Here is a 20,594-nt window from a genome sequence, read left to right as displayed (position 1 = left end):
GGGGGACGGCGACCGGGAGGGCCGAGTTGGGTCAGGACGACGAGACCAGCAGCAACCCGCCGGCGCCGGGATCGGCGGCTCCGGCCCGCGCGTCGAGGTCCCGGCAGTTGCGCCTGGCGGCCCTGCTGCTCCTGCTGGTGGTGGTCGTGACGGCCACGGTCCGGGTGGTCGTGGCCAGCGGTCCACCCACCTGGGACGAGCTGCGCGAGCGGGCCGGGCTGACCAACCGGGACAAGCTGATCATCGGGGTGAAGGACGACCAGCCGGGCGTGGCGCAGAAGCTGGAGAACGGGGCGTTCGAGGGCTTCGACATCGACATCGCGTACATGATCGCCCAGGACCTGGGCTTCGACGCCCCGGAGGTGACGCTGCTGGCGATCGAGAGCGAGGACCGGGCCCGCCGGCAGGCGCGCGACGCCGACGGCAGGTTCGTCACCGTCGACCTGGTGATCGCCTCCTACAGCATCACCGAGCAGCGCCGGGAGCAGGGCGTGGTCTTCTCCTTCCCCTACCTGGAGACCGAGCAGTCGGTGCTGACGCTCGCGTCCGACCCCCGGCAGGTCGCCAGCCTGCGCGACCTGAACAAGGCGAAGGTCTGCACGCTGGGCACGTCCACCTCGGAACAGCGGCTGCGCGAGGCGGGCGCGAACCCGATCGGCCGCAACCGGATCAGCCAGTGCGTCCAGGCGCTCTACGACGGCGAGGTCGACGCCGTCACGACCGACGCGGCGATTCTGGCCGGCTTCGTGGGCCCGCGCCCGCCGGGCGAGCTGCCGCCGGCGACCAAGCTGCTGCGACGCAAGGAACTGCGGCACTGGGACATCGGTGCGGAGTCGGCGGAGAAGTGGGGCGTGAACACCGGCCCGGTTCCGGAGATGCGGGACCTGGTCAACCTCTCCCTCTACCAGTCCGCGAAGGGCCCCGACGGCGACCGGTGGAAGGCGGCGTTCGACCGGCACCTGGCCTCGGAGCAGCAGTACAGCAACCCGCAACAGGTGGCGATCGGCCGGCAGCCGGAGCCCGAGGAGACGGTGGAGGTACGGCAGTGGCCGTGGGAGAGATGGGCCCTGCCGTCTCCGAGTCGGCCGCGATCGGGCGTACCGACCGCCGTCCGGGCACGAAGCAGGCGCAACAGGCGCAGCAGTGGCTGCTGACGCTGCTGCCCGCGTTCCCGGTCCTGCTGCTGGTGCTGCGGCTCTGGCGGCTCAGTCGGCAGGACATGCCGACGATGCTGCTGCTGGTGCAGTACGTCAGCCCGCTCGGGCTGCTCAGCGCCCTGCTGATAGCGCTGGTGTGGGCGTTCCCGCTCGTCGTGCTGGTGCTGGCCGTCCTCGGTCGGCTACTCGAGGTCAGCGCGCCTGACCGGTTCGACCCGGAACGCTCGCTGCTCGCCTACGGCACCGTGCGTACCCCCGGCTGGGTGCTCGTGTCGGCGATCGTGCTGGCGACGCTCACCTGGCAGCTGCGGTTCCTGCCGCTGCTGGTGATGCTCTCTCTCTGGCTGCTGGCGCTGCGGACCCGGCTGCGTCACCCGGATCGCCCCCGCCGGATCCTCGTCACCGGGCTGGTGCTGCCGGTCGTGGCGGCGGCGGCGTGCTACGCCTGGCTGGCATCCGCCGTGCCGGGCGCGATCCGCGACGGCGAGTTGGCCACGGCCCTGCTGCTGGTGGTGCCGCCGCTGGGGGCCGTGGTGCTCACCGGCCCGGTGCCGCGCCCGGTCGCCCCGGCGCTGACCCGCATCCTCGCCTACGTGGTGGCCGCGGTGGTGCCGCTGGTGATGGGGGTGGTCTTCCTGCGGGTGCCGCTGCTGCCCGCCGTCGCCGTGGAGGTCGGCCCGGAGGCGGGCCCCGTCCGGGAGGTGGTACGCGGCGAGGCGGTCGCCGTGACCGACCGGATGACGATCGTGCTCGACGGGCGGGGTGAGGTGCGCTTCCTGCCCAACGACCTGGTACGCGGGCAGCTCCTCTGCCCCGACCCGGGGCGGATCCCGGTCAGCCGGGTGGACGTGAACGGCTGGCAGGTGGAGGAGACGGCGCTGGACTGGATGATCCCCCGGCAGCCGGTGGGGCGGACGGACCCGCGCTGCCTCGGCCGGCTGCCGTCCCCCGAGCCCACCGACCCGAGCCCACCGGATCCCGCCGTGTCGGCCACGCCGCCGTCACCGGCGGCTCGCTGACGGCCGACCCGACTTGAGGTGGCGGCCCAACTCCCGGGCGATCTCCCGCTCGGCGTCCCGCTCGGCCAGCGCCTGCCGTTTGTCGTACGACTTCCGGCCCTTGGCCAGGGCCAGCTCGACCTTCGCCCAGCCGCCCGAGAAGTACATCGACAGCGGCACCAGGGTCAGCCCGCCCTCGCGGGTCCGCTCCAGGATCCGGGCGATCTCCACCCGGCGCAGCAGCAGCTTGCGGGTGCGCCGGGGCGCGTGGTTGGTCCAGCTGCCGAAGCCGTACTCGGCGATGTGCAGCCCGTACAACATCAGCTCGCCGTCGCGTTCCTGGGCGAACGCGTCGACCAGCGACGCCCGGCCCTCGCGCAACGACTTGACCTCGGTGCCGGCCAGCACGATGCCCGCCTCGTAGGTCTTGAGGATCGTGTAGTCGTGCCGCGCCTTCTTGTTGGAGGCGATCAGCTTGCGCTCGGTCTGCCGGGCCGCGTTCACCCGGTCGAGGATATCGGGCGCCGGCCGGCCACCCGTCGCGCCGGGCTCGCCGCGCCGGCCGCCTCCTCGGCCAGGCCGGCGACCAGCCGGTCGACCGCCGGCGGGCGGTGCCGACCGCCGACGGTGGCCGCGTAGACCCGACGGGCCGGCGCGTCGTCGGCGTGCAGGCGTAGCAGCACCAGGTCGGCCGGGGCGGCCCGGACCGCCAGCGCCGGCACCAGCGCGACCCCGAGGCCGGCGGCCACGCAGCCCAGCTTGCCGGTCCAGTCGGCGGCGACGATGTCCGTGCGGGGCCGGAAGCCGGGCGGCATGGTGGCGCGCATCAGCGGGTCCTCGCCGCCGGCCGATCCGGCGATGAACGGGTCGTCGGCCAACTCGGCCAGGCGCACCGTGCGGCGCCGGGCCAGCCGGTGGTCCCGGGCCACCGCGACGAGCAGGCGCTCGTCGAGCAGGTGGCGCAGGTCGAAGCGCCCGGCGTCCAGCGGCCGGTCTGCGGGCGCGCTCACCACGGCGACGTCGGCGTCGCCGGCGAGCAACCGCTCCAGCAGGTCGGGCGTGCGGCCCTCCACCACCGAAAGGGCCACCCGGGGGTACGCGGCGCGGAACGCGGCCAGCGCGCGGGGCACGAGGGCGGCCATCGCGGTCGGGAACGCCCCCACCCGAAGCCGGCCGCCGCCGAGCCCACGCAGCGCGTCCAGGTCCCGGTGGGCGGTGGTCAGCCGGTCCAGCACCGCCTCGGCGTGCGGCAGCAGGCACCGCCCCGGCTCGGTCAGCGCGACGCCGCGCGGGAGCCGGTCGAAGAGGGCCACGCCCAGGTCGGCCTCCAGCGCCGCGATCTGGCGGGAGACCGCCGACTGGGTGTAGCGCAGCTCGCGGGCGGCGGCGGTGATCGAGCCGTGCCGGGCCACCGTCCGGAACACGTCGAGGGCCAGCGGCTGCATCCCCGGAGCGTACGCCCACCATGCGGGGACCGCATGGCTGCCATCGGAAGGATTCGTTGGTCGCATGGCGGTGCCCGACCTACGGTTTCCCGCATGACAGAGATCGCCGTACTCGGCGCGGGTCGGATGGGGGCGTCGATCGCCCTGCGCCTGCTCGACGCCGGTCACCGGGTGGCGGTGTGGAACCGCACCGCCGCCCGCGCCGCCCCGCTCGGGCAGGCCGGTGCCCGGGTGGCCCGGACCCCGGCCGACGCCGCCCGCCACGCCGAGGTCACCGTCACGATGCTCACCGACGCCGCCGCCGTGCAGGCGGTGCTGTTCGGGCCGGACGGAGCCGTGCCGGCCCTGCCGCCCGACACCTGCCTGGTGGAGATGTCCACCATCGGCCCGACCGCCGTCCGCGACCTCGCGACGCGCCTGCCCGCCACCGTGAGCCTCGTCGACGCCCCGGTCGGCGGGAGCGTGGCCGCCGCCCGCGCCGGCCGGCTGCGGGTGTTCGCCGGCGGCACCGACGTCGCCGTCGCACGGGTCACCCCCGTCCTGGCGGCACTCGGCGACGTACGCCACTGCGGCGGCACCGGCAGCGGGGCCGCGCTGAAGCTCGTGCTCAACACGGCGTTGCTCGTCGCCGTCGCCGGGCTCGCCGACACCCTGGCGGTCGCCCGCGCCGTCGGCGTCGACCCGGCCACCGCCCTCGACGCGCTGGTCGGTGGCCCGCTTGGCGGCGTGCTCGCGCGGGCCGCCACCCCCGGCGCCGACTTCCCGGTCGCGCTCGCCGGCAAGGACCTCGACCTGGTCCGGGACGCGCTCGGCGCCGCCCCGGCCCCGCTGGTCCGGGCGGCCCGGACCGTGCTGGCCGCCGCCGAGGACCCGACCGCCGACATCGCCACCCTCGTACCCCTGGAGACTCCGTGAAGCTCACCCTCGACAACCCGCCGACCGTCGCCGCACCGTTCGGCGACCGGTTCGCCCACGTGGCCCGCCTCGACCTGCCCGGCGGCGGCCTGCTCATGCTCGCCGGTCAGGTGGCCGTCGACGACGACGGCCACCTGACCGGCGCGGGCGACATCGTCGCGCAGTCCGAACGGATCTTCGAGATCATCGAGGGGGTGCTGTCCGGCCACGGCGCAGGCTTGGCGGACGTGCTGCACATCCGGACGTTCATGACCGACCTCGCCGACCTGCCCGGCTATGCCGCCGTCCGGCGTCGGCTCTTCACCGCCACGCCCCCGCCCGCCAGCACGACGGTGGAGGTGAACCGGCTCTTCCTGCCCGGTGCCCTGATCGAGGTGGAGGTGACCGCAGCCGTCGCCACCGCCTGAGCGAAGCCCGTCGGTCGGGCACCCGCACTTCTCCCGATGCCGGGCCGGGCCGCCGAATCCGGTGGCGCCGGCCGCACCGTGCGCGGGAGACTCTGCCGATGGATCACCGGTCGATGGTGCGGCTGAGCAAGCGGATGTCCCTGGCGTTGCGGCACCAGCCGGCCCGGTTCGGCCTCGTACCCGACCGGGCCGGCTGGGTGCCGGTCGACGACCTGCTCACCGCGCTGCGGATCGACCGCGCCGACCTGGACGCCGTGGTGGTGGGCAACGACAAGCAGCGCTTCGCCGTGGAGCGCGGTGCCGAGGGCGCCGAGCGGATCCGGGCCAGCCAGGGACACACGATCCCGGTCGAACTGGGGCTCACGCCAAGCCCGCCGCCGGCCCGGCTCTACCACGGCACCAGCCGCGTCGCGCTCGCCTCGATCCGGGCCACCGGCCTGCACCGGGCCGGCCGGCACCACGTACACCTGTCGCCGGACGTGGCGACCGCCCGGCGGGTGGGTGCCCGACGGGAGGACGAGCTGGTGGTGTTGATTGTGGACGCGGCGGGGATGGCCCGCGACGGGCACGCCTTCTACCGCAGCGCCAACGGCGTCTGGCTCACCGACGCGGTGCCCGCCCGCTACCTGGCGGACTGAGCCCGACCGCTCAGCCCGCGCGTCGGGCGAGGAAGTCGGCGAGCACCCGGGTGTGGGTGGAGAAGGCCAGTTCGGTCGCCTCGGTGAGCACCAGCCACTCGGTGGCCTCCGCGGTCGGCGCCGACGGCGGCAGCGCCTCGGCCCGCCGCTCGGGCAGCTCGCCGAAGACCATCATCGTGCCGCCGGCCGGGGCGCCGTGCACCGCGAGGAGCCGGGCGTCGGCGGCGTCGGCACGCAGGCCGGTCTCCTCCCACAGCTCCCGGACCAGCGCTTCCTGCCACTCCTCGCCGTACTCGATGAAGCCGCCCGGCAGCGCGAGCTGGCCGCGGGCCGGCTCGATGTCGCGGCGGACGACGACCACGCCGAGGCCCCGGGCCGTGCGGACCGGCAGCACCGCCACCGCGACGGGCAGCGGGTTGCGCCAGACCGTCTCGCCGCAGATCGCGCAGACCCGCGGCCACCCGGCAACCGCCGGGTAGGCGGCGCCGCAGAAGGAACAGTGGGAGTGTGCCGCGGCGGTCATGCCGCAGCACGTTACCCGGCCCGCCGGGGGCCGTCGCGAAGGGCGTCGCGGGCCGCCATCAGGGCGAAACCGAGCAGGTTCGGACCCCGCCAGCGCGCCGGATCGTGCACGTGCGGGTCGTCGGCGGCCAGGCCGATGCCCCAGACACGGTCGACCGGGCTGGCTTCCACGAGCACCCGTTCGCCGGTGCCCAGCAGAAACGCCCGCAGGTCGTCGTGCTGGCCGAACTTGGCGACGCTGCCCGCCACCACGACGTCGTGACGCCGGGCCTCCCAGGTCGCCTGGTCGAAGCCGCGCACCTGTCGGCCCAGCGACTTCGCGCGGTGCGGATGCCCGGCCGCCAGGATCCGCTCCGCGATGTCGGTGTCGCCGAACAGCATCGCCTTCTGCCACATCATCCAGTGCTCGGCGGTGGCGTACGTCCGCTCGCCGTCGCTGAACGGGGCCGGCCACCACTGGCTCAGGCAGCCGGGCCCGACGCTGCCGTCGCGCTGCGGCCGGTGACCCCAGAAGAACAGGTAGCGGATCTTCCTGCCGGTGCGGGTGGCGGCGACGAGGTCGTCGACGGATCGGGGGGACATGCGGCGAGTCTGCCCGAGGGGACCGACGGAACGCCCCGCATTTCCGCGTCGGCCCGCCCCGGTGCCGGCAGCACCGGCCGGTACGCCGGCGCCGGCACCGCGTCCGGCGCCGGCGCCTCCGGGCGCGGTCAGGCCGTCGGCGTGCCGGTGTAGAAGGCGGTGGTGCGTTCCGCGGCGGCCCGGGCCTCCCCGGCGTCGGTGCCGTCGGCGACGCTCGCCTCGCCCCACCGCTCGCTGCTCGCCGTCACGAACCGCCGGCCCTCCTCGGAGACCATCCAGGCCTCGCTCTCCTCCGGCGTGACCCCGCTGCCGTCGGCGGCGAGATGCGAGGCCAGCCCGAGCAGTCCCAGGTCCCAGCCGACCCCGAGCGCGCCCGGGCCGTACTGGTCCCAGCGCTCCTGGCCGACGTGCGCGACGTGGTCCAGCTCGAACCGGGTCCGGCCGTCCTCGACCGGCGTCAGCCGCACCTCGATCCAGCTCACCTCGCCGCCGAACTCCCAGGTGGCGGCGAAGCCCTTCGGCGGGTCGCAGCGCTCGACCGTGCCGCCGGCGTTGCCCTCCAGTTGGTAGCGGCCGTGCAGCCGCAGATCGCCCGAGACCGGCATGAACCAGCGGGGGATGCGTTCGGCGTTGGTGCAGGCGTCCCAGACGTCCTCCAGCGGCGCGTCGTACGTCTGGCTGATGGTCAGGACCCGGGCCTCGCCGGCCTCCAGCACCCGCCGGCCGAGCTGGCGGCGTACGGCGTTGATCTGTTCGGTCACGTCGGTCATCGGTCTCTCCTGTGGTCGGTCGGGTCGTCCGTCGCGGCGGGCTGCTCACGCAGTCGCCGTTCGCGCCTGCCTCGGGCCAGTTCGGTCGCGAGGGCGTGCAGGGGCGGCGTCCAGAACCGGCGGAAGTGGTCGAGCCAGCGGTCGACCTCCCGCAGCGGCCCGGGATCGACGGCGTAGAGACGCCGGGTTCCCTCCGCCCGGACGGTGGCGAAGCCGTTGTCCCGCAGCACCCTCAGGTGCTGGGAGACGGCCGGCTGGGAGATGCCGAACTCCCGCCGGATCACGTCGCAGAGCCCGCCGGCGGTCATCTCGCCGTCGGTGAGCAGTTCGAGGATGCGGCGCCGCACCGGGTCACCGAGTACGTCGAAGGCATGCACCGGACCTTTATATCAGGCCGGGCTTATTTAAGGGGGTGGTGATGCGACGCGGTGTGGCCCCGATACGCGAGAACCGTCGGGGATACGACTCTTCGCGGGGTCGGTGCGAAGATCGCACGACGCTACCCTGGCATCGACGGACCTATAATTTCCGTACTGTCGTGGAACCCGTGAGCGGAGGCGGGCGTGCCACTTTTCTTCCTGAGCTACGCCCACGAGGACAACCGCAACGGTCAGGTGCAGGAGTTCTTCGGCGACCTCAGCGAGGCGGTGGCCCGGCTGGCCGGCGTGGGGTGGGACGAGGCGGGATTCATCGACGGGCAGATGCCGCTCGGCGCGACCTGGTCGCACGAGCTGGCCGACGCGCTCGCCACGACCTCCTGCCTGGTGGCGCTGACCTCCCCCCGGTACGTGGTGAGCGACTACTGTGGACGCGAGTTCCGGGTCTTCGCCGACCGGGTGGACGCGCACGAGCGGGAGTTCCGCCGCCGCCCCCCTGCCGTCCTGCCGATTCGCTGGATCCCCTGCGACCGCATGCCCGAGGTGCTGACCGGCTTCCAGCACAAGAACTTCCCGGCCGGCGTGGTGTACGCCCAGGACGGGCTGCTCACCCTGAAGCAGCGCCGCCGGCACCACGACGACTACCAGGACTTCGTCGACGCGCTGGCCAAGCACATCGTGCAGACCGACCGCGACCACCGCCTGGCCCGCCCCGCCCGGCGCCCGGTGCTCGCCGAGGTCACCAGCGCCTTCGAGGCGCCGCGACGGCGGCCGGCGGCCGGATCGGCCCCCGCCCGGGTGCCCCGCGCCACCAGCGCCCGGCACGTCTGGTTCGTCCTGGTAGCCGGCAGCTCGGCGGAGCTGGCCGACACCCGGCCCGGGGCGGAGGACCGCTACGGCGTGCTGGCCCGGGACTGGCGGCCGTACCGCCCCGAGCTGGAGGCGCCGATCGGCAGCTACGCCGGGGCCATCGCCACCACCAAGAGCTACGGCTGGACGGTGGAGGACGCCGCGGACCTCACCGAGGTGCGGGAGTGGGCCCGGGCGCACAACCAGATCGTCGTGCTCGTGGTGGACGTCTGGTCGGCCGGCCTGCCGCGCTACGAGCTGACCCTGGTCGGCTACGACCGCGACCCCGACACCACCGCCCCGGTGCTGGTGCCCTGGACCGCCGCCGACAACGCGGCAGCCGACGGCAACCAGCGGATGTGGGAGACCCTGGCGCGCGTCCTCTCGCACCACGTGGTGCGCAACGACCCCGCGATGTGGCGACCGGAGATCGCCACCGCGGGTCGCTTCCACGCCGAGCTGGAGGACGCGCTGGTCGTGGCCCAGAGTCGCATCTACCGTACGGGCACGGTCTACCAGGAGCCGCCGTCGGACGGCTCGGTGCACCGCCCGATCCTCGAAGGTCCCTGATGGAGGCGGGCAGCCGATGGTGGTGAACGACGCGGCACGCGGGCAGATCGTCACGTTCTACTCGTACAAGGGCGGCACGGGGCGCACGATGGCGCTGGCCAACGTCGCCTGGATCCTGGCCAGCCAGGGGCTCCAGGTGCTCGTGGTGGACTGGGACCTGGAATCACCCGGCCTGCACCGCTACTTCCACCCGTTCCTGCGCGACTCCGAACTGCGGGCCACCCCCGGGGTCATCGAGATGATCTGGGATTACTCGATGGCCACGATGCAGCGCAACCCCGCGGACGACCCCCAGGAGCTGCTCGCCGGGCACGCCAAGATCCAGCGGCGGGCGGTCTCGCTGAACTGGGAGTTCCCGCACGGCGGCGTGATCGACTTCGTGGCGGCGGGCCAGCAGGACTCGGCGTACTCGCGGCTGGTGAGCACCTTCGACTGGTCGAACTTCTACGAACGCCAGGGCGGGGCGGCCTTCTTCGACGCCGTCCGTGCCCAGATGCGGGCCGAGTACGACATCGTGCTGATCGACAGCCGCACGGGCCTGAGCGACGTCGCCGGCATCTGCACCGTGCAACTGCCCGACACCGTCGTCAACTGCTTCACCATGTCCACGCAGAGCATCCGGGGCGCGGCGGCCGTGGCCCGGTCGATCCGCGCCCAGCGCGTGGACGACCCGCCGCTGCTGGTGCCGGTGCCGACCCGGGTGGAGGACGCCGAGCTGCGCAAGCTGGAGACCGGCCGGGACCTGGTCCGGGCGGAGTTCGCGTCGTTCCTCGACCACCTCTCCGACGCCGCGCGGGCCCGCTACTGGAACACCATCGAGGTGCCGTACCGCGCGTTCTACGCCTACGAGGAGATCCTCGCCGCGTTCGGCGACCGCCCGGAGCAGTCCGGCACGCTGCTGGCGGCGTACGAGCAGCTCACGTCGGTGGTGACCGGAGGCCGGGTCACCCGGCTGGAGCCGATGCCGGAGGAGGACCGGCGCCGGTCGCTGACCGCGTTCGAGCGGTCCCGGCTCACCGCCGAGCAGACCGTGCTGGTCGCCTACGCCTCGATGGACCGCCTCTGGGCGGAGTGGATCAGCGACCAGCTCGAGGAGGCCGGCCTGCGGGTGGACCGGCGCGCGGTCGACGTGCCGGTCCGCGCGGGTGGCCGGGCCGAGTTCGACCGGGCGCTCGCCGCCGCCAGCCGGGTGCTGGTGGTGCTGACCCGGCACTTCGCGGCCACCCCGCTGGCCGGGGAGGCGTGGAAGGTCGCCGCCAGCCGGGACCAGATCGCCGGCACCGGCGTCCTGGTGCCGCTGCGGGTCGACGAGTCCCGGCTCGCCCTGCCCTACACCGACCGCACCCCGGTCGACCTCGCCGACGCCGACGCCGGCACCGCCCGGACCCTGCTGCTCGAGGAGGTCGGCGCGCCCGCGCACGCGGTGACCGGTCGGGCGGTCGGCCGGTTCCCCGGATCGTTTCCCGGGGTGTGGAACGTGCGCCAGCACGGCACCACCTTCGTCGGCCGGGCGGCGCAGCTGGAGGCGCTGCGCGACCGGCTGACCGCCTCGCCCGCCTCCGGCGTGCAGGTGATCCACGGTCTGGGCGGGGTCGGCAAGACCCAGCTCGCCGCCGAGTACGCGCTGCGCTTCGCCCGCGACTACGACGTGGTCTGGTGGGTCCCCGCCGACAGCGAGGAGCGGATCCGGGGCGGGCTGGCCGACCTCGCCGAGGCGATGGGGCTCGCGGCCGGCGGCGGCGAGGCGGTACGGCGGGTGCTCGACGCGCTGCGCCGGGGCGGCCCGGGCCGACGCTGGCTGATCATCATGGACAACGCCGACGAGCCGTCCCGGGCGACCCGGGCGCTGATCCCGCAGGGCCAGGGACACGTCCTGCTCACCACCCGCGACCAGAGCTGGAGCGAGTACGCCACCGCCACCGAGCTGACCGTCTTCGACCGGATGGAGAGCGTCCAGCTGCTGCGCGAGCGCGTCCGCGGCCTCAGCGAGGACGAGGCGACCCAGGTCGCGGAGAAGCTCGGCGACCTCCCGCTGGCGGTCGAGCAGGGCGCGGCCTACCTGCGGGCCACGGCGCTGCCGGTGGCGCAGTACCTCGCGTCGCTGGACACCCCCGGCCTGCTGCGCATCCTGGAGGGCCGGCAGTCGGCCGGCTACTCCAAGGCGCTCGCCGCGACCTGGCTGGTGACCCTGCGCCAGCTGCGGCAGGAGAAGCCGGCCGCCGCCCGCCTGCTGGAGCTGTGCTCGTACTACGCCCCCGAGCCGATCCCCGTCACGATGCTCACCGGCGAGCGGTTCGCCGTCTTCATGGCCCCCTTCGACCCCACCCTCACCGACCCGATCCTGCAAGGGCTGGTCACCGCCGAGCTGGGCCGCTACGGCCTCGCCCAGGTCGACGCGGAGAACAACACCGTCCGCATCCACCGGCTCGTGCAGCTGGTCATCAAGGACCAGCTCGACGACCCGGCCGAGACCCGTCGCCAGGCCCAGCTGCTGCTCGCCGCCGCCAGCCCCCGCGACCCGGACAAGCCGGCCAACTGGCCGCGCTACGCCGAGCTGTGGCCGCACGTACGGCCCTCGGCGCTGCACGAGTCGACGGCCGAAGAGGCCCGGCAGCTCGTCGCCGACACGGTGCGCTACCTCTACCGGCGCGGGGACTACGAGACCGCGCGTTCGCTGGCCGAGGACGCCCTGCAACGCTGGCGCGACACCGACGACGACGACCCGACCACGCTGCGGATGCGGTTCCACCTGGCCAACGTCCTGCGGGCGCAGAGCCTCTTCGACCGGGCCTTCGAGATCGACCAGGACGTCTACGACCGGCAGCGCCGGATCTTCGGCGAGCAGCACCTCTACACCCTGATGACGGCCCGCAGCCTCGGCGCCGACCTGCGCGCCCAGGGCCGCTACCACGACGCCGAGCAGCGCGACCGGCGCACCCTGGAGCTGAGCATCCGCGGCTTCGGCGAGGACAGCGGCCGTACCCTCACCGCCGAGAACAACCTCGCCGTCTCGCTGCGCCTGGTCGGACACTTCCGCGAGGCGGCCCAGCTCGACCAGCACATCTACGAGCGGCGCCGGGAACGCTTCGGCGAGGAGGACCCGTCCACCCTCGCCTCGGCCAGCAACTACGGCCGGGGGCTGCGCGACACCGGGGAACTGTGGCGCTCGCACAGCGTCCTGCAACGTACCTCCGTCACCCAGCAGAAGGTCATCGGCCCCGACCACCCGGAGACCCTGCGTACGGCCAAGGAGCTGGCGCTGACCCTGCGCCAGCTCGGCCGCTTCGCCGACGCCCACCGGGTGCTGGAACGGACGGTGGTGCGTTACCAGCGCACCCTCGGCGGCGACCACGCCGACACCCTCTCCTGCGAGATGGCGCTGGCCACCACCTGGTCGGCGGTGGGCGACAACCCGACCGCGCTGCGGATGGCGCGGCGGCTGCGCGACGGCTACACCGACGTGCTCGGCGCCGACCACGCGATCACCCTGGCCTGTCTCAACAACCTCGGCGTGTTCCTGCGCAAGGCCGGTGAGCACCCGCAGTCCCGGGACCTCGCCCAGCGGGTCCGCGACCAGCTCCTGGCCAGTCTCGGCGAGCGGCACCCGCACACCCTGCTCGCCACGCTCAACCTCGCCAACGACCTGTTCGCCCTCGGCGAGCGCGACGCCGCCCTGCTGCTGGACACCACCGCGTACGTCGAGCTGACCCGGGCGTTCGGCGCCGACCACCCGGACACCGTCTCGGCGTCGGTCAACCTGGCGGTCAGCAGGATGGCCACCGAGAGCGAGGCAGACGCCGGCCGCGCCCTCTACGACGACGCGTTCGGTCAGTTGGTGCAGCTGTTCGGCGGCGACAACCCGCGGGTGCTCCAGGCCCGCCAGCGGGACCGGTTCAACGGCTACATCGAGCCCGCCCTGCTCTGACCCGGCCCGCCCCGCGCCGTCCGGTCGCCGGGTGGCGCGGCTAGGCGGGACCGCCGGCCAGCCAGGTCGCGACCGCCACCGGGTCGACCCCCGGCAACCGGTGGCACAGCGCCCGGACCAGGTCCGGGCGGGTGGTCAGCATCCGGGCGGCGGCCGTACGCCCCAGCCGCGCGGTGGCCAGCGCGACCCCGACCAGCGCGTCGGTGTCCCCGGGATCCCCGGCGAGCCGGCGACGGTACGCGGCCAGAGCAGCTTCCGCGTCACCCGCGGCGTACGCGCGGTCGGCCTCGTCCGGGCGGGGCGTCGCGTCTCCCGCCCGCGGCGAGGCCGGGTCGACGCCGGAACGCGATCCCGTCCGGTCCGCCCCCAGCAGCCGGTGCCGCACCGCCGCCTCCGGCCCGGTGTCGCCGGTCAGCGCCGGCCGGGCCGGACCGGGCACGACGGTGGGCGGCCCGACCGGCGGCGGGCTCCGCCGACCCCGCCGCCACGCGTGCGCCGCCTCGTCCACGTCGTCGTCCGACGGGGTCAGGTTGGCCAGCGCCCAGCGCACCGCCCCGCCGTCGGCGACGTCCCGCGCCGCCGCTCCGACCCGCCCGTCGCCGTCGGCCCCCCAGCCGCGCAGCGTGCCGGCCATGCCCGCCACGAACGCCCGCCCGTCGTCGGTCAGCTCGGCGCTGCCGGCCAGCTGCGCCACCGCCCGCGCGGTCTGCTCCCGCCAGTACGCGTACTCGAACGCGCTGCGCACCCCCTCGTGCCGCCGGCAGCGCCACACCTCGGCCACCCCCAGGTGGGCGTACGCGCCCTGGAGCAGCGCGCCGACCGGGCGCGGGTCCCACCGCCAGGGTGCCCGGTAGCTGGCCGGCCCGCCCGGCGCGTGCAGCGGCAGCAGGTCCAGCAGCGCGCCCAGCTTGGTGTGCTGCAACTCGTGCACCAGCAGCAGCGCGAGGGTCTCCGGGTCGGCCGGCACGGAGACCGCGATCGCGCCCAGCGCCGCCCGGCTGGTCGCGCTGACCGGGTGCCCGGACGGCGGCGGCGTCAGCGGCACCAGCGAACGCAGCAGCACGCCCAGCCCCCGGCTGTGCGCGGGCAGTCGCTCGGTCAGCCACTGCCACGCCTGCCCGCTCAGCCGGTCGAGCCGGGCCGCCGCCGCGTCGTCCAGCCGGCCCGTCGGCGGCCGGTGGTACCGGTGCCGGTACGGATCCTGGTCGTCGACGAGCACCTCGGCCGGGGGCGCGTCGCGGATCGGGGTGAGCCGGCGGGACGGCAGCCACGGGCGGCCCGGGAGGCGGTCCCCGCCGGGCCCGTCGGCCGGGGCGTGCACGGCGCCGGCCGGACCGTGCACCGACAGCCCCGGCGGGGCGACGCCGTCGGCCGCCGACCGGCCGTCGTACCGCCCGCCGACGCCGCGGACCACCGCGGGGCCGGTGCCGAGCCCGACCGCGCCGCCCAGCGTGGGCAGCAACAGCACGCCCCCGGGGCAGGGCACGGCGAGCGTGAAGGGCAGACCCGCGCGGACGGCGGCGGCGACCGCCAGCCCGGCCAGGTAACCCGCGTCGGGGTGGCCGCGAAGCGCGGTCGTGGCCCAGCCGGTGACCGGCGGATGGGCCAGGACGTGGGCGACCGCCGCCGGGTCCGCTTGCTCGGCGCGGGTCAGCAGGGCGAGGGACTCCCGCACCGGCGGCCCGTCCCCGCCGGCGCGCGCGGCGGCGACGGTCAGCAGCCGCCGCCGTCCGAGCTGCCCGGCGCGCAGCACCGTCAGCGTCGCGTCGTCGCCGTGCCCCGCGGCCAGGCCGGCGAGCTGGGCGGGGGAGAGCACCACCGGCTCACCGCCGGTCCGGGGCGGCCCACCGCGCCGGCACGGGCCCATCCGGCTCGGCCGGTGCGGCTTTCGCCGTGAGCGCGGGGCCGTTCGGGGCGACCCGTGCGGCTTCCCCGGCCGGCGCGGGCCCACCGGCGCCGGCAGTGGGGGCGGAGGCGCCCGCCGGGGTGGCCAGGGCGCGGCGGAGGTCGTCGACGTCTGCGGCCACCGTCCGCTGCACGTGCCGGATCAGCCGGAAGAGGTCGGGGCAGTAGACCGACGGGTGCGCGAATCCGGCGCCGGCGCGGAAGCGGTGCGCGTAGAGGCCACCGCCGCAGGCGCTGAGCACCGGGCAGGCCCGGCACTCGGCGGCCAGGGCCGCCGGACCGGTGGGGCGGCCGGCCAGCGACGGATGCCGCAGCGCCTCGTCGAAGGAGTGCCGGAAGACGTCGAGGCCGGTACGCATCGACGCGTCGTCGGTCGTCTTCAGGGTGTCGGTGCCCTCGATGGTGCCGTCGGTCTCGATCGTCATGATGTCCGGCTCGGCGAAGCCCAGCGCCCGGGTGCCGCTGCGACCGCCGAGCACCAGCGCGATCAGCGACTCGAACAACCGGATGCCGGTCCGCCGGGGGGTGGTCGGGTACCAGCGGTCGAAGACGGCCACCAACCAGTCGCCGTACGGGGTCTCGGAGCCGCCCGGCCTGAGTCCCGGCGGGGGAGTGGTCCAGTTGCCGTGCGGCAGCAGCAGGTCCAGTCGGGGCGGGGCGAACGCGAGCAGCGAGTCGTAGACGCGCAGCGGGTCGTTGGCCAGGTCGATCGTGCAGAGCAGCCCCGCCCAGCGTGGCCGGTGCTCGTCTCGGGCGAGCAGTCGCAGCGCGGCGGCCACGTCGCCGAAGCTGCCCCGCCCGTCGGCATAGCGGCGGTGCCGGTCGTTGGCGGCCCGGTCACCGTCGAGGCTCACCCCGACGTCGATGTCGTGCCGGTGGCACAGCGCCAGGAACTCCTCGTCCAGCAGCACGCCGTTGGTCTGCACGCCGATGTCGAGCGCCGCGCCCGGCGGCAGCGCCGCGCGCAGGGTGCGGATGGTCCGGTCGAGCACCGCCGGACCGGCCAGCAGCGGCTCGCCGCCGTGCAGCACGACGCGTACCCGGTCGTGCCCGTGCCGCGCCAGGTGCTCGCCGAGGCGCCGCGCGACCTGGGCCACGGTGCCGGGGGCGATCACCCGGGGCCGCTCCCGCCACCGCTGGTCCGCGTGCCGGTAGACGTAACAGTGGTCGCACGCCAGGTTGCACCGGCTGTGCACCTTGAGCACGAGTTGCCGTACCAGGGGTGGCGGCGTCGCGCCGCTTCCAACGGCTGGCGTCGCACCGACTCCCGGGGTGCGCCCGCGGTGCTCCGCGGCCGGTTCCGAGGGGTCGTGGCGGGTCGGCGGGCCGGCATGTCCAGGGTGCGGCGGGCCGGTGTGGCCAGGGTTCGGCGGGGCGGCCGACGTCGGGGCGCCGGCGGACACGTCAGAAGCTCGACTCGAACGCCGACACGTCGAGGTGCCGGCCCGGCTCGTCGCCGGCAACGAGCGTGCCGAGCACGTGGGCCAGCACGCCGTCACCGGCACCGGCGAGCAGGTCGGCCAGCGGGATGTCCCCCAGCCGTACCAGGGCGGGGCCCGCCTCCACGGGCGGCTGCGGCAGCTCGGTCTCAGCCATGGTGGACCATCCGGCGACCGTGGATCCTGCCGCGCGTCATCGCTGCGCTCACCCCGCCTTTTCTACACCATCGGGAGCCGGCCGCGACGGCCCGACACCGGAGCCCCGTGCTGCGGGCGGCGGCGCCGGGACAACCCCGGCCGACCGGTCGGCGGCCCGGATCCCCGGCGTCGGCGACACCCCGCCCGGCGTCGCGTGACGGCAGGCCGCGGGCCCGGACGGGGTCGGCGCCGCCCAGGATCGCGATGACCGGTGCCATCCCGCCTCCCGTCCGCGTCGGTGACCGAAGCATAGGGGCGCGGCGGCGTCCCGAGCGACCGCCGTCCGCAAACCCGACTCACGGTCGTGTCGTACCCGTACTCCATGATCCTTGTCGTCACAGCGACGCCGGCCTGGTTCCGGCGTCCGCATCGTCATGGGTGCGCCGGCAACGGCGGACGGGAGGTCGGGACAGTGGCTGACGCGGAACGGACCGCGTGGCGAAGGCGCAGCACGGTGCGGGTGGTGCCGCCCGCGCGGCCCCGCAAGCTGGCCAAGGTGCCCTTCGTGGAGTTGGCCGACGGGCGGTTGCAGGGGGTGGTGTCCAGCGGGTCGGACGTCGAGCGGGTCTACGTGTCGTCGATCGCCTCCGGCACCCACGCCTACCACTGCAGCACCAACAACAACCGCCCCTGCGGCGGGCTGCGCGGCGCCCCCTGCAAGCACCTGCACGCCCTGGCCGAGGAGGCCCTGTTGCAGTACGGCGCCGACCGGGTCGCCCGCTACCTGCGGGTCGACGTCGGCGCCGGGGCGGACACCGCCGGGAAGTTGCTCGCCGCCCTGGACGCGCGGCACGAGCCGACCCCCGCCGCCGTCGTGTTCAGCCGCTTCCTGCGCCACCTGTCCTACCTGGAACTGCCCGGCAGCACGGCTCCCCTGCCCGAGCTGCACTGGTTCCCGGCCACCGGGGCGGGCCGCTGATGCTCGGCACACAGCTCGCCGTCCTGCGCGACGGCACCCCGACCGGCCTGACCGACGCCCTCGACCTGGTCGCCGGCCTCGACGACGCCCTGGTCCGTGGCCTCGCCCGGGTGGGTGAGGAGGACGCGGCGGCGCTGGCCGCCCTGGCCGGCGCGCTGGCCACCACCCCGCTCGGCGACCGGGTGGCCGAGGCGGCCGGCAAGGTGACCGCCGGCTCGGTGGTCGAGGAACACCTCGTCGCCCTCGCCGGAGCCCGGTGCGCCCTGCTCGGCGCCGCCCACGACGCGCTGCTCGGGCAGCTCGACACCGCGCTGGGCCGGGCCCGCGCCACCTCGACCCCGCCTGCGACCACTGTCGCGTCCTCCGGCACCGGCGAGCCGCCGGGCGACGGGTCCGCGGCCCGCGCCGCCGCCCGCGCCTGGCTGCACGAGGTGGCGGTCACCGGGTGGGGCGGCGTCGACCACGAGCTGGTGGCCGCGGCGTCCTCGCCGATCGAGGCCGCCCTCGCCGAGCCCGGCCTGCGCCGGCTGGCGGTGCTGCTCGACGGGCTCGCCGCCGAGCTGCGGGCGTGTGTGCCGGTCGCCACGATGACGCAGCCGCCGGTCCGGCGCTGGGCCGACCTCTGGGCCCGGGGTGTGCTGCTGGCCCGGGCCGCGCCGGCCGCCGTCGCGCCGGCCGCCGTCGCGCCGGCCGCCGTCGCGCCGGCCGCCGTCGAGGAGGTCTCCGGGCGACTGCTCGTGCTGGGCGTCGACGTGCACGAGCACGACACCGCCGTGCAGGCACAGCTGCACGCGATCCTCGAGCCGGCCGACGGTGGCCCGCCCCGGCTGGTCCGCTGCGCGGTGGGCGCGGTCAAGGTGGAGACGATCGTCGGGCCGGCGCTGTGGCGTCTGCTCGACGACCACCCCGTGCTGCTGGCCGCGCTCGCCGAGCGGCGCTGCCTGACGGTCACCGGTCTGCCCCTGCACGGCGCGGACCTGCTCTGGCACGACGACCGGGTACGACTCGGCGAGCCGGTCGATCCGTTCGCCACCGCCCGGGTCCTGTTGCCGACGGCGGTCGCGGCGGCGTCGGCGCCACTGGATCGGCACCCCGTCGGGATCGCCGAGCCCGTGCTCATGGAGGGCTACACCGTGCGCGACGACGACGGCGCGACGACCTTCGTGCTCGACGGCCAGCCGATCGCCGTCGCGGTCGACCGGCTGCCCTCCTGCGGCCCGCTCACCCCCGACCTGGTCGCCGCCTCGTCCGCGTGCCTCGGCCTGATGCGGTGGGACGACGGCCGGTGGCTGCTGCAACCCCTGGCGGTGCGGGCCACCGTCAAACGCCGGTCGGCCGACGCGCACACCGGCGACTGGGCGGCTGGGGTCACCGACCCGAAGGTCGCCAAGGCCGAGGCCAGGGCGGGCGACGCCGTGGCGGTGCTGCGCGAGCGCGCGGGACGGTTGCTGCGCCGATGACCGACTCGCCGACGCCCACGGACCTCGCCGACGCCAACCGGCGCCAGGTGCTCTACTGGCGGCTGCTGGCCCGGCTCTTCGACCCCGACGAGCAGCCCACCCTGGAAGCGGCCAGCATGGCGGTCGTCGACGACCTCGGCCTGCCTGCCGCCCTGCTGGATCCAGCGGTGTCGGTGGACACCGTCGTCCAGCGCTTCCCGGCCATCGCCGACGAGCTGCGTGGCCTGCTCCGACCGACGCCCGACGGCGCGGGCCTGCCGGCCACCGACGCGCACCCCTCGCCCGCCGGCCCGACCGTCGGGCCAGGACCGGGGTCGGCAGCCGTGCCGGGGCCCGGTCCCGCCGCCGCGCCGGTGGACACCGGCGGCTCCGCCGCCGCGGGCGTCCCGGGATCCGAACCCGTCGCCGGGCCCGGTGGTGACGGAGCGCCGGCCGCGCCGGGCGCCGCCGAGGTACGCCGGGCGGCCCTGGTGTCGAAGCTGCTGCTCAACGTGTTCGCCACCGGCCACGGGGCGGTCGACGCCGGCCAGTTGGCCCGATGGCAGTCCGACGCCGGCTGGTTCGAGCAGGCGCTCGGGATGGAACCCGGCGGGCTGCGCCGGCAGGGGGGCGGCGACGGCCTGGGCGCGGTGCTGGCCGGCCTGGAGGGCGACCTGGTCCGCCGGATGCACCTGCGGGAGGTGCTGGCCGATCCGGTGCTGGCCAGCCGGCTGACGCCGAGCATGTCGCTCATCGAGCAGTTGCTGCGGGACAAGGCGAACCTCTCCGGGGTGGCCCTGGCCAACGCCAAGGCGCTCATCCGCCGGTTCGTCGACGAGGTCGCCGAGGTGCTGCGTACGCAGGTCGCGCAGACCAGCGTCGGCGTCGTCGACCGGTCCGTGCCGCCGAAGCGGGTGTTCCGCAACCTCGACCTCGACCGCACCATCTGGCAGAACCTGACCAACTGGAGCCCCGAGGACGAGCGCCTCTACGTCGACCGGCTCTACTACCGGCAGACCGCCCGCCGGGTCACGCCCGCCCGGCTGATCGTGGTGGTGGACCAGTCGGGCTCCATGGTCGACTCGATGGTCAACTGCACCATCCTCGCGTCGATCTTCGCCGGCCTGCCCAAGGTGGACGTGCACCTGATCGCGTATGACACGCGGGCACTTGACCTCACGCCGTGGGTGCACGACCCGTTCGAGGTGCTGCTGCGTACCAAGCTGGGCGGCGGCAACGACGGCCCGGTCGCGATGGCGCTGGCCCGTCCCAAGATCGTCGAGCCGAAGAACACGGTCATGGTGTGGATCTCGGACTTCTACGAGTTCGACCGCTCCCAGCCGTTGTTCGACGGCATCGAGGCGGTGCACCGTTCCGGGGTGCGGTTCATCCCGGTCGGCTCGGTCAACAGCTCCGGCCAGCAGAGCGTCAACCCCTGGTTCCGGCAACGCCTCAAGGACCTGGGCACGCCCGTCATCTCCGGCCACATCCGCAAACTCGTCTTCGAGCTCAAGAGCTTCCTCACCTAGGAGAACAACC

At 75.1% G+C, this 20,594-nt stretch carries 19 protein-coding genes and 1 pseudogene; 11 read left to right on the top strand and 9 right to left on the bottom strand.

Features of this window, described 5'->3' with window-relative positions:
• The first annotated feature begins 26 nt into the window (after window positions 1-26).
• Both AB0D32_RS25895 and AB0D32_RS25890 read left to right on the top strand, forming a co-directional pair.
• Entirely contained in the window at window positions 27-1,154 is a 1,128-nt protein-coding gene (locus AB0D32_RS25895; RefSeq protein ID WP_357095398.1) for a transporter substrate-binding domain-containing protein, read from the top strand.
• On the top strand, window positions 1,061-2,176 hold the full coding sequence (locus tag AB0D32_RS25890) for a hypothetical protein (protein ID WP_357095564.1): 1,116 nt from the start codon (window positions 1,061-1,063) through the stop codon (window positions 2,174-2,176). Before AB0D32_RS25895 ends, AB0D32_RS25890 begins: the two co-directional genes overlap by 94 nt.
• Here the strand turns inward: AB0D32_RS25890 and smpB are convergent.
• Window positions 2,159-2,659 (bottom strand): SsrA-binding protein SmpB, encoded by a 501-nt coding sequence (gene smpB, locus AB0D32_RS25885; RefSeq protein ID WP_091630509.1) that lies wholly within the window; start codon window positions 2,657-2,659, stop codon window positions 2,159-2,161. The two genes, AB0D32_RS25890 and smpB, sit on opposite strands and share 18 nt — an antisense overlap.
• Complete coding sequence (locus AB0D32_RS25880; protein ID WP_357095392.1) at window positions 2,656-3,600, bottom strand: LysR substrate-binding domain-containing protein; 945 nt, start codon at window positions 3,598-3,600, stop codon at window positions 2,656-2,658. The genes smpB and AB0D32_RS25880 overlap by 4 nt, the downstream gene beginning before the upstream one ends.
• A gap of 93 nt (window positions 3,601-3,693) precedes the next feature.
• Between AB0D32_RS25880 and AB0D32_RS25875 the strand changes: the two genes are divergently transcribed.
• From AB0D32_RS25875 to AB0D32_RS25865, 3 genes are all read left to right on the top strand, one after another.
• Window positions 3,694-4,515, top strand: coding sequence for an NAD(P)-dependent oxidoreductase (locus tag AB0D32_RS25875; protein WP_357095388.1), 822 nt, complete (start codon window positions 3,694-3,696; stop codon window positions 4,513-4,515).
• Complete coding sequence (locus AB0D32_RS25870; RefSeq protein WP_357095384.1) at window positions 4,512-4,922, top strand: RidA family protein; 411 nt, start codon at window positions 4,512-4,514, stop codon at window positions 4,920-4,922. Before AB0D32_RS25875 ends, AB0D32_RS25870 begins: the two co-directional genes overlap by 4 nt.
• 98 nt (window positions 4,923-5,020) lie before the next feature.
• Entirely contained in the window at window positions 5,021-5,560 is a 540-nt protein-coding gene (locus AB0D32_RS25865) for an RNA 2'-phosphotransferase (protein WP_357095381.1), read from the top strand.
• 10 nt (window positions 5,561-5,570) lie between these two features.
• Here AB0D32_RS25865 and AB0D32_RS25860 read toward each other — a convergent pair whose 3' ends face one another.
• The 4 genes from AB0D32_RS25860 to AB0D32_RS25845 all read right to left on the bottom strand — a co-directional run bounded on the left by AB0D32_RS25860 (window position 5,571) and on the right by AB0D32_RS25845 (window position 7,811).
• Complete coding sequence (locus tag AB0D32_RS25860) at window positions 5,571-6,083, bottom strand: NUDIX domain-containing protein (RefSeq protein ID WP_357095378.1); 513 nt, start codon at window positions 6,081-6,083, stop codon at window positions 5,571-5,573.
• Between the two features lie 11 nt (window positions 6,084-6,094).
• Complete coding sequence (locus AB0D32_RS25855) at window positions 6,095-6,664, bottom strand: NADAR family protein (RefSeq protein WP_357095375.1); 570 nt, start codon at window positions 6,662-6,664, stop codon at window positions 6,095-6,097.
• A 128-nt stretch (window positions 6,665-6,792) separates the two neighbouring features.
• Window positions 6,793-7,434, bottom strand: coding sequence for an SRPBCC family protein (locus tag AB0D32_RS25850; RefSeq protein ID WP_357095372.1), 642 nt, complete (start codon window positions 7,432-7,434; stop codon window positions 6,793-6,795).
• A complete protein-coding gene (locus AB0D32_RS25845; RefSeq protein ID WP_357095369.1) occupies window positions 7,431-7,811 on the bottom strand; it encodes a metalloregulator ArsR/SmtB family transcription factor in 381 nt (126 codons plus the stop codon). Before AB0D32_RS25845 ends, AB0D32_RS25850 begins: the two co-directional genes overlap by 4 nt.
• A gap of 186 nt (window positions 7,812-7,997) precedes the next feature.
• Between AB0D32_RS25845 and AB0D32_RS25840 the strand changes: the two genes are divergently transcribed.
• Window positions 7,998-9,230 carry a TIR-like protein FxsC gene (locus AB0D32_RS25840; RefSeq protein ID WP_357095366.1) on the top strand — a complete coding sequence of 411 codons (1,233 nt, stop codon included), beginning with the start codon at window positions 7,998-8,000 and terminating at the stop codon, window positions 9,228-9,230.
• Window positions 9,231-9,246: 16 nt separating this feature from the next.
• Window positions 9,247-13,155 (top strand): FxSxx-COOH system tetratricopeptide repeat protein, encoded by a 3,909-nt coding sequence (fxsT, locus tag AB0D32_RS25835; RefSeq protein ID WP_357095362.1) that lies wholly within the window; start codon window positions 9,247-9,249, stop codon window positions 13,153-13,155.
• Window positions 13,156-13,195: 40 nt separating this feature from the next.
• Here fxsT and AB0D32_RS25830 read toward each other — a convergent pair whose 3' ends face one another.
• The 3 genes from AB0D32_RS25830 to fxsA all read right to left on the bottom strand — a co-directional run bounded on the left by AB0D32_RS25830 (window position 13,196) and on the right by fxsA (window position 16,656).
• A complete protein-coding gene (locus AB0D32_RS25830; RefSeq protein ID WP_357095357.1) occupies window positions 13,196-14,974 on the bottom strand; it encodes an HEXXH motif-containing putative peptide modification protein in 1,779 nt (592 codons plus the stop codon).
• Between the two features lie 4 nt (window positions 14,975-14,978).
• Complete coding sequence (locus AB0D32_RS25825; RefSeq protein ID WP_357095354.1) at window positions 14,979-16,265, bottom strand: FxsB family cyclophane-forming radical SAM/SPASM peptide maturase; 1,287 nt, start codon at window positions 16,263-16,265, stop codon at window positions 14,979-14,981.
• A gap of 199 nt (window positions 16,266-16,464) precedes the next feature.
• A complete protein-coding gene (gene fxsA / locus AB0D32_RS25820; protein WP_357095351.1) occupies window positions 16,465-16,656 on the bottom strand; it encodes an FxSxx-COOH cyclophane-containing RiPP peptide in 192 nt (63 codons plus the stop codon).
• 453 nt (window positions 16,657-17,109) lie between these two features.
• On the opposite strand from fxsA, the gene AB0D32_RS25815 reads away from it, so the two are divergent.
• From AB0D32_RS25815 to AB0D32_RS25800, 4 genes and pseudogenes are all read left to right on the top strand, one after another.
• A complete protein-coding gene (locus AB0D32_RS25815) occupies window positions 17,110-17,616 on the top strand; it encodes a hypothetical protein (protein WP_357095347.1) in 507 nt (168 codons plus the stop codon).
• The gene (locus AB0D32_RS25810) at window positions 17,616-19,076 is read left to right on the top strand and encodes a hypothetical protein (RefSeq protein WP_357095344.1); all 1,461 of its coding nucleotides are present in this window, start codon (window positions 17,616-17,618) and stop codon (window positions 19,074-19,076) included. The genes AB0D32_RS25815 and AB0D32_RS25810 overlap by 1 nt, the downstream gene beginning before the upstream one ends.
• A pseudogene (locus AB0D32_RS25805) lies at window positions 19,073-19,306 on the top strand (VWA containing CoxE family protein); the annotation flags it as partial. The gene AB0D32_RS25810 and the pseudogene AB0D32_RS25805, both read left to right, overlap by 4 nt.
• Complete coding sequence (locus AB0D32_RS25800; RefSeq protein ID WP_357095561.1) at window positions 19,280-20,584, top strand: VWA domain-containing protein; 1,305 nt, start codon at window positions 19,280-19,282, stop codon at window positions 20,582-20,584. The pseudogene AB0D32_RS25805 and the gene AB0D32_RS25800, both read left to right, overlap by 27 nt.
• Window positions 20,585-20,594 lie beyond the last annotated feature (10 nt).

Source organism: Micromonospora sp. NPDC048170 (genome assembly GCF_040652795.1).
In the GTDB taxonomy this organism is placed as follows: Bacteria; Actinomycetota; Actinomycetes; order Mycobacteriales; family Micromonosporaceae; genus Micromonospora.
The sequence above is the reverse complement of the archived record's forward strand: the minus strand, read 5'-3'. Positions and strand labels throughout refer to the sequence as shown.

Bases quoted from the DNA above. Each gene is read 5' to 3' on its own strand.
- AB0D32_RS25810 (WP_357095344.1), top strand. From the start codon at position 17,616: ATGCTCGGCACACAGCTCGCCGTCCTGCGCGACGGCACCCCGACCGGC.
- AB0D32_RS25860 (WP_357095378.1), bottom strand. From the start codon at position 6,083: ATGACCGCCGCGGCACACTCCCACTGTTCCTTCTGCGGCGCCGCCTAC.
- AB0D32_RS25855 (WP_357095375.1), bottom strand. From the start codon at position 6,664: ATGTCCCCCCGATCCGTCGACGACCTCGTCGCCGCCACCCGCACCGGC.
- AB0D32_RS25850 (WP_357095372.1), bottom strand. From the start codon at position 7,434: ATGACCGACGTGACCGAACAGATCAACGCCGTACGCCGCCAGCTCGGC.
- AB0D32_RS25880 (WP_357095392.1), bottom strand. From the start codon at position 3,600: ATGCAGCCGCTGGCCCTCGACGTGTTCCGGACGGTGGCCCGGCACGGC.
- fxsA (WP_357095351.1), bottom strand. From the start codon at position 16,656: ATGGCTGAGACCGAGCTGCCGCAGCCGCCCGTGGAGGCGGGCCCCGCC.
- AB0D32_RS25890 (WP_357095564.1), top strand. From the start codon at position 1,061: ATGGGCCCTGCCGTCTCCGAGTCGGCCGCGATCGGGCGTACCGACCGC.
- AB0D32_RS25865 (WP_357095381.1), top strand. From the start codon at position 5,021: ATGGATCACCGGTCGATGGTGCGGCTGAGCAAGCGGATGTCCCTGGCG.
- fxsT (WP_357095362.1), top strand. From the start codon at position 9,247: ATGGTGGTGAACGACGCGGCACGCGGGCAGATCGTCACGTTCTACTCG.
- AB0D32_RS25875 (WP_357095388.1), top strand. From the start codon at position 3,694: ATGACAGAGATCGCCGTACTCGGCGCGGGTCGGATGGGGGCGTCGATC.